The sequence below is a fragment of the Oleiphilus sp. HI0061 genome (assembly GCF_001635675.1).
Genome location: NZ_LWFE01000158.1, coordinates 1 through 11,038 on the forward strand (window position 1 = coordinate 1; position 11,038 = coordinate 11,038).

General features: G+C 42.4%; 10 protein-coding genes. 7 read left to right on the forward strand and 3 right to left on the reverse strand.

All coding sequences use genetic code 11. The features are described from left to right. From A3735_RS01865 to A3735_RS01880, 4 genes are all read left to right on the forward strand, one after another. A partial coding sequence (locus tag A3735_RS01865; RefSeq protein ID WP_231882337.1) for a hypothetical protein occupies positions 1 to 1,377 on the forward strand: 1,377 nt, incomplete at its 5' end. Next, positions 1,374 to 4,058: a hypothetical protein gene (locus tag A3735_RS01870; RefSeq protein WP_068637471.1), complete on the forward strand. Its 2,685-nt coding sequence runs from the start codon at positions 1,374 to 1,376 to the stop codon at positions 4,056 to 4,058. The genes A3735_RS01865 and A3735_RS01870, both read left to right, overlap by 4 nt. After that, positions 4,059 to 4,574 (forward strand): hypothetical protein, encoded by a 516-nt coding sequence (locus A3735_RS01875; RefSeq protein WP_068637473.1) that lies wholly within the window; start codon positions 4,059 to 4,061, stop codon positions 4,572 to 4,574. Further along, positions 4,574 to 5,044: an NAD(P)H-dependent oxidoreductase gene (locus A3735_RS01880; RefSeq protein WP_068637476.1), complete on the forward strand. Its 471-nt coding sequence runs from the start codon at positions 4,574 to 4,576 to the stop codon at positions 5,042 to 5,044. Before A3735_RS01875 ends, A3735_RS01880 begins: the two co-directional genes overlap by 1 nt. Here the strand turns inward: A3735_RS01880 and A3735_RS01885 are convergent. The 3 genes from A3735_RS01885 to A3735_RS01895 form a co-directional block, all read right to left on the reverse strand. Then, complete coding sequence (locus tag A3735_RS01885) at positions 5,037 to 5,786, reverse strand: hypothetical protein (protein ID WP_068637478.1); 750 nt, start codon at positions 5,784 to 5,786, stop codon at positions 5,037 to 5,039. The two genes, A3735_RS01880 and A3735_RS01885, sit on opposite strands and share 8 nt — an antisense overlap. A gap of 116 nt (positions 5,787 to 5,902) precedes the next feature. Continuing rightward, complete coding sequence (locus A3735_RS01890; RefSeq protein WP_068637480.1) at positions 5,903 to 6,559, reverse strand: hypothetical protein; 657 nt, start codon at positions 6,557 to 6,559, stop codon at positions 5,903 to 5,905. Beyond that, the gene (locus A3735_RS01895) at positions 6,559 to 7,434 is read right to left on the reverse strand and encodes a nucleotidyltransferase (RefSeq protein WP_068637482.1); all 876 of its coding nucleotides are present in this window, start codon (positions 7,432 to 7,434) and stop codon (positions 6,559 to 6,561) included. The genes A3735_RS01890 and A3735_RS01895 overlap by 1 nt, the downstream gene beginning before the upstream one ends. 122 nt (positions 7,435 to 7,556) lie before the next feature. Between A3735_RS01895 and A3735_RS01900 the strand changes: the two genes are divergently transcribed. The 3 genes from A3735_RS01900 to A3735_RS01910 are packed head-to-tail and all read left to right on the forward strand — an operon-like array spanning position 7,557 to position 10,925. Next, positions 7,557 to 8,135, forward strand: a complete 579-nt coding sequence (locus A3735_RS01900) for a restriction endonuclease subunit S (RefSeq protein ID WP_068637484.1) — start codon at positions 7,557 to 7,559, stop codon at positions 8,133 to 8,135. Between the two features lie 44 nt (positions 8,136 to 8,179). Beyond that, positions 8,180 to 9,700, forward strand: coding sequence for a type I restriction-modification system subunit M (locus A3735_RS01905; RefSeq protein ID WP_068637486.1), 1,521 nt, complete (start codon positions 8,180 to 8,182; stop codon positions 9,698 to 9,700). Beyond that, positions 9,690 to 10,925 (forward strand): restriction endonuclease subunit S, encoded by a 1,236-nt coding sequence (locus A3735_RS01910; protein WP_068637488.1) that lies wholly within the window; start codon positions 9,690 to 9,692, stop codon positions 10,923 to 10,925. The genes A3735_RS01905 and A3735_RS01910 overlap by 11 nt, the downstream gene beginning before the upstream one ends. Positions 10,926 to 11,038: the final 113 nt, after the last annotated feature.

Here is an 11,038-nt window from a genome sequence, read left to right on the forward strand (position 1 = left end):
AATTATAAGAACTGGTGCTATGACTGGAATAGATTGTTGATAGGAAAAATTGGTCAGTTCGACAATAACGGAGAAGCTACAGACGAGCTGACGAAGGTTTTGTTGCAAGATTTAATAAAACCATCTTGTCATGAAAACGTTAAAAACCAAATAAAGCATGACGGGAAGAAGTCTTTAAGCAAGAAATACACGATAAACAAAAAACGAGTTTACTCTTGTCAAAAACCCGTTTTCTTCCAACCAAATTTTCAAAACCAATACTCGCCGCTGGAAGAACTACTTATGTCTTGGCTGGCAGCCTGCGAAACTGTTCAACCATCAGACATCAAACACCTAAAAACTACTGACTATGCTTTTGAGTTCAACACATCTGGACGGTTGATAATGATGGAATGTAAGTACTATAAAGGGCGCTCCGGCAGTAACAAAACTCTCAATATACTCAATGCAAAGGACATATGGACTCGTGCCCAATATAAATATATTACCAACCTGTCAAAGGGCGACCTGTTGGTAAAGTCAGATACTGGATCACAAATTAATATGCCTGGGCTAGGCAAATTCGCTGATAACCATAACATCATAAACTACTTATTTAAGCTTTGGTCTCTTCCAGAATTGAATCGACTTATCAGAAGAGAATCAGAAAAAGCTCAGACTCAAACTCTTTTTCTGGATGTAATTCTCAAATTGCAGCTTGGCAGCGAATCACGTGCACAGTATTACCATAGAACGAAAAAGCCAACCTCCGAATACCAACAATCCGTTCCAAGACCATTACCAAGTAATTGGTTTTCACTAACACACATAAAAAACACCGCAGTTCATGCTGGTTCAGATAAATATCGCGACTCGGACTTAATTAATAACCATAGCCATACATCTGAGACAGAGAAATTCGACTACTTAACTGATGACAACAAAGACTACGTTAACCGCCTTCATCGAATCACACGACTGGTGATTCACGACCTTCAAAATGTTGTCTATCAACCCACATTAGGCGACACCTTGTTAAAGATACATGATGTAACTACAAGAACTCGGGTTTCAAACGTTACGGGAGAAGAGCGCCCTCGAATACAGTTATTGAAGGCTTTGGCTGAAAAGCAAAATGATGATGATGAACTCATCGTAATGGACACGGTTGATACTGCACTGTATGCGATTCATTATCTGAAACAAGCCGAAGCGGCTCTACCAAAGCTACTGATTATTAGACCAGATTTCGTAGAGAAAACTCTTATTCTAAATGTTGAATGGATGAGTACTCTCTTAACAAAATTGAGTCATACGAAGGCTGCCAAACAGCAGTATAAAGCCCTCAAAGAACACCTTCCTCCAATGTTTGATTATCTATTGGAGAGCGCGGAATGAGCATAGTAGCAGAGGATTTTTTCGACACTTTCAATCGAGATGAAGCTCAAGCAATACTGAATGCACTAGAGGGATCTGAAGGCAACGATTTTTTCGAGAATAAATGGCTGTTTTATAATAACCAGAACGATTCGATCAGGATTGAATTTGATTCTTTGGCACCATTGATTCAAGCCAACCCAGTTTTAGCAGAAACACTTGGACCCAATATCATCGACTCAATTAAATTGATTTGGCTAAAGTGCATTGAATCGAATTCCGCCAATACATACCTTTGTGTGTTCAAGGGCCTTGCCCTTCTCCTAGCGGCAATGGCTCACACGAGGCATTTCCAGCTCAATCGCACCAGCTGCTTCGAAATCGTTGCATACTTGCTTACTCACCAGTGGAACAAAGATAAAGCAATCAGACTCAATGGAATAAAAAGTAAAGGAAGTTTCGAGCAACAAACCAAAGTTGTGCGCTGGCACTCAGCGATGCTTCAACTAAATCTAGGTTGGGTTGATGCCTTAGTAACTAACAAATTCTTAAATAAGACTGTATCTGAACTCATCCCAGATCTGACGGATGACAACTTATCTTACAAAGACTGGAGCGAGGGCGGGAGCTATAACTTTCTATCTTTAGATCACGGACGCTTTTACCTAGAACATTGTATGTATTTTTTTGAAAAACATATAGCTTTAGCTTCTGGACTTGCTGAAGTCTACAGATCCAGACAAGGCATAGCTGACAAACTTGGATTGAGCTTAAATACAGTCCAACAAATTCTACCCCGGGTGCTACAAGGCTACTCGCCCCTCGAGCTAGAGCCAACAGTTCGTAGCAAATTAAGCACAGTCACAAGCATTGTAAATGAAACCATCCGGCGATTTGAATCCACCTATCGCTCCGTAGGTTTTTCAATGCATATCACTAAAGACACGACTCTAAGAGAGCTTGCCCGTAATCTCCAAATACCCAATAAGCTCGAGAATATAGACCGCCTAAGAGTAATAGCATGGGAATGGGTTAGCAGGAGAAATCTGGCGGAAACTAAGCATTTGTTGTCTGGATGTGTACCGCAACTCTCAGAAGAGGCATTTATCGAACACTGCGACATTCTGGAAGAGCGGTTCAATGCGCATCAATTTTCAATACCTGATAAAAACGACTACAAGAATATTGGATTAGACGAAGCTGATTCAAAATTAAACGGAAGTACATCACTGCCGAAGCAGCTAATAAACTTAGTGGAAGGTTCAGGCCTAACGAATATAGTTGGGCTTACTGGTTGGCGCAAAAGTGAACTTGGCTTCCCCTCGTCATCTATAAGTCGCATGGAAAACAAAGATCTATTGGATAGCTACGCATTTCCTTATCGATATATAGTCAATTGGTATGTTCAGAAGACACATGGAAGAGTAAAACAAGACAGAGAAATAACATTCAAGATATTTCAAATATCAGAATTACTAAAGGCATTAGTGGGGGCCACTCCAGATAAGCCATCTTTATATACTTATAAGAAAAACAAAAAAGATGTTTTCTGCTCCAAATCAGCGGTAAATAGTGCCGTTAAAGTTTTGTGGCCTCACTTTATAAAACACTATACGGGTTTTAGAGACTTGGAGAATCTGGCTGAATGGCAAAGAACCCAGGAGCAACTTAGCCGTGGTAAAAACGATTCGGAGCTGAATAAAACGAGAGAGCGCCTTCTGCTAATTCGTTCTCAAGATCAGTGGGATAATATGGTTGAAGATATCAATTTGAGAGAGACATATAGACGCTGTCGTGAGGAGTGGCCATTAGTAAGTTTTTATTTGGAAGGCTCTTCAAGGAAAAAAGAGGATTGGGTCTCCAAATACAAAAACAGAAAACTCGAGCCTGAATGGATTCAACTGTTAGACAAAAACTTGTCTCCAGAAACAAAAGAATGGCTACTTTCTTTGTCTGATAGTGAGTGTCGAACTGGATTAGTTGCAAAACTGTTGATGCAAGAAATCATGGAGGACACTATTTATCCATCACCACACTCCTTCAGGCACATGTGGGCTGAGGCAGTTTACAGGCGCTTTGATGGAGATGCTGGATGGATGATACGAAGTCAATTTAAACATATTGCCAAACGTATGTGGCTTGCTTATATCAGAAATAAAGATAATCGCTCGATTCATCGACAAGTGAAACAGCAGGTTATTAGCTCTTTAGTCGCCAACTTCATACAAAAACAAGGGAATGGCTACGCCGGCAAATTCCACAAATGGCTTAAACGACTTATGCACAAGACAGTGATTATGAATACAGCAGAGCAGTCAAAGTTTGCGGAAAGAATTTCCTTGGTTGAAATTGAAGATATCAAAACAAACGCATGGGGGTATTGCGTGTTGAAACGACGAACTAAACACCTCGCGAAATGCGCCCAAGCAGGGGAACCGCAAAGACACAATGCTTCGCCTCAACTCTGTTTAGGCTGCTCTCATAATTTAATGCAATCCGAAAATATCGAATGGAATTTATTTAACATCTTTAATCATGTTGAAGCTTTAAAGAATCCAGAGGTACCTCGGATATTCAAAGAAACCTCTTATGAACAAGTCAAGCTAGTTGCTAGTAATACCAATACTATTAACCCCAATCATGAGAGTTTAGAAGAGCTCCATATAACGCTTAGCAACTATGAATCCGAGAGGATGTGTTAAATGGTGATGAACTTCATCAAAACCAAGGCCGACCAATCTTTGCGAAATAAAGCAAAGAAACTTCCTGATTGGGTTAGCGAAGAAAATGCGAGCCTTTTGGCTTGGCAATATATCGAAGAGCAGAAAAGAGAAAAAACGCTTTACATCAAAACACACAACAAAATAGGCGATTTTCAACAGAAATCCAGCTACAAAATTTTTGGGTCAAGTGTCGCGAAAGCCGCCGGAGTAGCGAGAAATACTCTTTTTGAAAATGATACATATTCTGAGCAGCTAATCATCTATCTGAGTGATATCAATGACAAACTGCTACAAGCGAAAGACCAAAAACTAAAAAGTTCTCAAAACACGAAATCTCGCGGAACGATCAGAAATAGCAAAGATGAACTATTACGCATTAACGAAAGCCTTAAGAGTCGAGTAAAAGAGCTAGAGAATCAAAAAACGGAGGAACTAGTTCGACGAGCTTTTGATGAACTTCCGCTTCCCGTCAAAAAGAAACTTGGGATTGACTAATGACCGCCTCCAAAAAACTTCTAATCGTCGCTCATGCGCCATCCCCGAACTTGATTAAGCTAGTAGATGCGACAATCAAAGGAGCATCAGTGGAGAACTTCACAGGGATCGAAGTAAACTACCTAAAACCTTTGGACACTCAATCTAGCGACATAATTTCCGCAGATGCGATCATAATTGGAACTACCGAAAACCTTGGCTATATGTCGGGCCTAATCAAGGATGTTTTTGATCGTTGTTACTATGACTGTCTAGAAACAACTCAAGGTAAGCCATTTGCGTATTTTATTCGTGCAGGCCACGATGGAACTGGAACCAAAAGAGCCATAGATACCATCACAACAGGTTTAAGGTGGAGACTGATAAAAGAGCCATTGCTTTGCAAAGGCCCATTTCAGGAGGAGTTCGTATCTCAATGTGAAGAGCTTGGCTTGTTCGTCGCCGCCAGCTTGGATGCAGGCATCATTTGAGCGACGTGCCAGGATCCATCAAACTGTGAAGCATTAGATCCGTAATAACAAAGTACTCACTTACTAGCTTAGCAGGATCAATTGTTTGTATGCTCATATGAGGAATCGTAAAAGAATACTCCACTAAGGCATCGTGGGCTTCTTTGTACCTCTGTCGACCGTTGTTGATTTTAGAATAAGAATCGATTCTTTCTTTGAACTCAACTTTGTCTTCAAAGCGCTCCTCTTCGGAAATTTCCTTTCTAGTACCAAAAAAGACGCTTGTGGAGCCGCTAGAGTGTACCCAAATATTTGAAGCAAGCCCGTGCAAAACTCTGCGTTTACCTGCCAATAGTGCGTAAGGACAAGCGGATCCACACTGAACATTTGAGATTTTGTTTCCATCAACAAGTAAATACTCATCGGCAACGCACGTGTTAAGTTTATTCTGAGCGATCAAATTACCCAACTCAAATGCTCCGTCCGCCCCTCCACCTGGACTATTGAAACATACTATATCGGGTACCTGACTTTGTTTTCTCCCTTTCAAAAATTTCGACAGCTCTCGCGATGTATTGTTGTTAATAATCCCATCGATAAGAATGACGTCGAAACCACAAAATCCTTCCGAACACGCTTTCGCGCCCAATACTTTTGCACTTTCAAAGCCCGCTATAGATAGATTATCTTCTTTGTATTTCTGGACAAAAAAAACAACGACCAAAGAACTCATTAGAACTAGACTAATCTTATTTATGTTCACCAAATATCATCCTTTTCAATTACTAACCCTTTTACTTCAAGATGGTTTTCACAATCGCAATCGGTATGCGTGCGCTTTACAAACTCTTGTCGTCACAACCTAAAGATGCTTTGCTGCTACACTGGCTCTTTTCGAATAGGATGCTTACTCAGCTCCTCAGGAATAGCCTCCAGCAGCTCACTGGAGTGATAATCTAAAATGATTTCTCCTGTTGTTGCTCGCTCTGTCCAATACCTGCCTGAAAGCTTAAGTTGCGGCTTTTCAATAATTCGGAAGACTGAAGTTCCGTCATGAGGCATACTCCTATCACTCACGCTAAGCCTTGGCTTGCTCGTGTAGCAATAAGCTATATTTTTAATCTGTTTATCAGAATCTATCTGAAAACCCTCTGCGTAAGAAAAACTCTCCATTTCTCCTGTACGCATAACGCAGCTAATATGAAAGAAGGTCTGATTTACGGTGAGCATTACTGGTATTCTCGGTGGCTTCTCCCCCGTTTCAGGGTTAATCCAGTCAGAATATATAAAACCAACCCACGTACCGTTTAGATTTGGAAATGGTACAAGCCAACCCCTGAACAGCCGGAACTTCCAACCCCATTTAGTGAAAGCAAAGATAGCCAAAAGATCTATCGTCACGACTTTTGGCAAGAGCCCAAAGAAGTCCACTGGATTGGATAAGTCTTTATTCTCGATGAGCGCCAGCAAAACCCAGGCGATGGCTGAGGCTCCCAGTAATAGATAGAGTGAGCTCTTAATAGTTACGTTTTGCATTATTTAAACTCCAGATAATTCCATGCGGCATTAGCAAATTCGCGTCCATCGGCACGGCTCCATTTTTGACTTGAGTGAAACAAGAAAAAACAATCATTCGCTTCCGTCCAACGGTCTGTACTAGGTTCTTCTCCTTGCAGTTCATTCCATATATGAAATAGCAAACCGCGAAGTCGTTCTGTCCAATTTGGCTTTGAGAATATTTCGTCCGGACAATTGAAAACTAAGCACTCTATAAAGAAGGATGGGAGCTCGCGAAATTCACCGCTTTCATACATCAGGTTTTCTAATCGCTTTAGGAGGCGGACGCCCTTCTTATATGCATAGTTTGTTCGTTTGTTCTTGTCTACGCCGTGTTCCAGCTGCTGGGCAGGATAGTTAACGATATTGCTTCCGTCGGTTTTAAATACCTTGGTTCCATCTCTTGATCCGTATTTCATGTGGTATCTAAAACTAAAACAAGGCACTACGTCTGCATCCACCCTAGCTGAGCTCGAGTTTATCTGAATTGCAGTAGAGCCGGAGCTATCGATTTGGCCGGGAAACTTTGATCGCATGGCTGCAAGTAATTCAGATCGCAACTTTTCTGGCGTCCAGATTCCCTCATATGGGGTTCCAGGATTATGAGTTCCTTTTTCTGACTCATCCCAGTACAAAACGTCATTACATTCCACGGCGATATCTACGTCGCTGTCTAAACGTACATTCGTATTGTTGGCATAAGATCCTTTTGCATAGATTTTTAAAGAGCAGTTGTTAAAAGCTTCATGCTCTGAAATGGCATCTCGAATCATGCGCTCTGTTCTTTCTTGTTTGTCTTTTTCCGTATCACTCGAAGGTGCTGTCCAAGCTGCTAATTGGCTTTCCAAACTCATAAACAATCCTCTTGCACAAATTACTGCGCCATTCTAATGGTGCAGTCTTTTTTGTATTTTTGCTTGACAATTGCGCAGTTGTCAACGATTATTTGTGCAGTATTTAAATGGTGCACAATTTTATGCGTGTAAAATTAAGTGATATTTGTACTGTCAAAGCGGGACATCCATTCCGTGGAAAAATTCCAGAGCAGCCAGAAGGTGACGCTTTGGCGGTTCAGATACGTGACGTTTCTGATGATGGGGATATTCTTTGGGATCAGGTAATACATACTGATATCAAAGGTAGGAAGAGTCCTGATTGGCTGAGAGACGGACACGTACTCTTTATCGCTAGAGGGCAGAAGAATAATGCTGCGCTGGTCGTGAACGCTCCTTCTAAAGTGGTATGCGCACCACACTTCTTTTTATTAGAAGTGAGAGACGAGGCAGTTATCGCACCTTCGTTTTTGGCTTGGCAGCTTAATCAGGCGGATTCACAGCGCTATTTCGCGATAGCTGCACAGGGCACCGCACAGGTAAATGTGACCCGAGCACATTTGGAAGCAACGACAATCACAGTCCCACCAATGGATAAACAAGTGACCATAGTAAAGCTTTACCAAGCTGCGATAGCTGAGAAAAAACTACATATGGCATTTATCGAGAATCGAGCAAAGCAATTAACGGCTATCGCACATGAGATCATGAGCGAAGCTTAAGAAACATACCTCACGGACAACAGAAACATAAATAGGATGAAGAAATGACCAACACCCAAATCAACCAAGACGACATCAACAAAGCCGTCTGGAACGCCTGCGACACCTTTCGCGGCGTCATCAGCTCCGATACCTATAAAGACTTCATCCTCACCATGCTGTTCTTAAAGTACATCTCAGACGTGTATCGGGATGAGCACAGTAAACTGGTTGAACAATACGGAGATAACCCTGAACTAATTAAGGCCATGATGGCCAAGCAGCGTTTTGTTTTGCCAGAAGGTGCGAGTTTTTGGGATCTCTACGAACATCGCCATCAAGCGGGTAATGGTCAGCGTATCGATCAGGCGTTACATGCCATTGAAGAGAATAACGGTGCCAAGCTGAAAAATGTGTTTCAGGACATCAGCTTCAACACCGACAAATTAGGCCCTGAAAAACAAAAGAACGAATTGCTGCGGCATTTGCTGGAAGACTTTGGCAAAGAATTATTAGACTTGCGCCCGAGCCGAGTCGGTAGCCTCGACATTATCGGCAACGCCTACGAATACCTGATTAAGCACTTTGCCGCAGGCAGTGGCAAAACCGCTGGCGAATTCTATACCCCGCCCGAAGTATCGGACTTACTCTCGGCCATTCTGGAGCCACAAGAAGGCGACCAAATCTGCGACCCGGCGTGTGGTTCGGGTTCGCTACTCATGAAATGTGGCCGGGCTGTTCGCAAAAATTTTAATGGCTCGAAAAAGTACGCGCTCTTTGGTCAGGAAGCTATCGGCTCTACCTGGGCCTTGGCCAAAATGAATATGTTCCTGCATGGGGAAGACAACCACCGCATTGAATGGGGCGATACCATTCGTCACCCCGCACTCAAAGATAAAGACGGTACAGGCTTATTGCATTTTGATGTAGTGACGGCCAACCCACCTTTCAGCTTGGACAAATGGGGCCATGATGATGCCAGCAACGACCCTTACGGACGTTTTCGTCGCGGTATACCACCCAAAACCAAAGGCGACTATGCTTTTATCAGCCACATGATCGAAACCCTGAAATCGGAAACCGGCAGAATGGGTGTGGTGGTTCCTCATGGTGTGTTATTCCGCGCTTCCAGCGAAGGCAAGATACGTCAGCAACTAATTGAAGAAAACTTGTTGGATACGGTCATTGGCCTACCGGAAAAGCTCTTCTTTGGTACCGGTATACCTGCCGCGATCCTGATCTTCAAAAAACACAAAACTGATGAGAACGTATTGTTCATCGATGCCAGCCGTGAATTCAAATCCGGCAAAAACCAAAACCAGCTCACCGAAGACAATATTCAGAAAATGATCGACACCTACAAAGCCAGAGAATCTGTCGATAAATACGCTTACTTAGCCAGTTTTGAAGAAATCAAAGAAAACGACTTTAACCTCAATATCCCGCGTTATGTCGATACCTTTGAGGAAGAGGAAGAAATTGATTTAGAAGTCGTTCGCCAAGAGCGAGTGAAACTGCAGGCTGAGTTTGACCAACTGGAAACAGAAATGGAAGGTTATTTAAAGGAGTTGGGTTATGGCGCCTGAGGATTGGTACTCAATAAGATTAGATGAAACTTCTACAGTTATTGACTGTAAACACAGAACGCCAAAGTATGTGAATAATGGAGTTCCCTTAGTTTCGCCGGGGACAATCAAGTGGGGGCCTCTTGATCTTATAAGCCCAACAAAGCGAGTTGAGCAAGACGAATATGAGTCTTTGATGGATCATTGCACCGTTGATGTTGGGGATTTGGTTCTCAGCAGAAACCAATCTGTTGGAGTCGCATCCTTTGTTGATTCTCACGGTCCTTTTGTGTTGGGACAAGACACAGTTTTAATAAAGCCAACTACTAGCGATTCAAGTTTCCTGTTTTACAACCTACAATCAGTTGAAACTCAGAGGACAATCTTCAAGCTCGCAGGCGGCTCAACCTTTTCCAGGATCAATTTAGGGGATATTCGTAAGCTAAAATTGATATTTCCTCCCCTCCCAGAACAACAAAAAATAGCCCGCATCCTCTCCACCTGGGACAAGGCCATTACCAACACAGAAAAGCGCATCGACAACAGCAAACAGCAGAAAAAAGCTCTCATGCAACAACTGCTCACGGGGAAAAAACGCTTTCCTGGGTTTAAGGGGGAGTGGGAAGACAAGTACCTTCATGATGTAGCACAAATTATCGTCAGCCCTGTAGATAAGAAGACGGTCGAAGGCGAGATACCTGTTCAGATTTGTAATTACACTGATGTTTATTACAACTCTAGAATTACAAAGACACTTAACTTCATGAGTGCAACAGCAAAACAGTCTGAAATAGATAAGTACACTCTTGAGGTTAATGATGTGATTGTGACAAAAGACTCGGAAACCCCCGGAGACATTGCTGTTCCTGCTTTAGTCAGCGAAGACCTTGAAGGGGTTGTCTGTGGTTATCACCTGGCAATTATTCGGCCTAATGAAAACCTAGTTGAAGGAGCCTTTCTCAACTATTTATTTTCGATTCCCAAAACCAGGTATTACTTTTTTACCTTAGCTACGGGAGCGACACGCTTTGGCCTATCAGTTGGAGGTATTAACAAAGCACACTTCACTCTGCCACCTTTAGAAGAGCAACAAAAAATCGCCACCGCCCTAACCAATGCGGACAGAGAAATCGAACTGCTCGAACAGCAACTGGCTGATCTCAAACAAGAGAAAAAGGCCTTGATGCAGCAGTTATTGACGGGCAAGCGGCGGGTAACAGTGGATAACAAGGAGAGAGTAGCTTAGTGGAAATTAATAGCCCGCTCATTCAACTTGCGTTACTCGAATCGTTAAAAGCAAATGAAATTGCAGACGAGATTGATCTGTTTTTGCCCTTCATTGCTGTCACTCTTACTGAC